Annotated in this window: 1 pseudogene; it reads right to left on the bottom strand. The window is 58.5% G+C overall.

Going from position 1 to position 246, the window contains the following annotated elements:
- A pseudogene (locus tag AF337_RS29710) lies at positions 1–246 on the bottom strand (DNA polymerase Y family protein); the annotation flags it as partial.

The following is a 246-nucleotide window of genomic DNA, read 5'->3' as shown; positions in this document are numbered from 1 at the left end:
ACGGATATACCCGGTGGGCCCGATTTCCATAGATATCGATGAGCGGTGTCACATCGGTGATGTCATCCTCGACCAGAGCAGAGACTTTCTGCGCCTCCTCCAATGGCTCTACCATGACGGCGACAAGGGTGAGCCTCTCGATCCCGAAACCCGGCTCGATCTTTTCCGTCCGGTCCCGAAACAGTTTCGTCAGCCAGGCAACGTCGCGGGCAGGTTTGGCAGTGCCTGCGCGAATGGCTTGTCTGG

It is taken from the genome of Rhizobium ecuadorense, from assembly GCF_001187535.1.
In the GTDB taxonomy this organism is placed as follows: domain Bacteria; phylum Pseudomonadota; class Alphaproteobacteria; order Rhizobiales; family Rhizobiaceae; genus Rhizobium; species Rhizobium ecuadorense.
The sequence above is the reverse complement of the archived record's forward strand: the minus strand, read 5'-3'. Positions and strand labels throughout refer to the sequence as shown.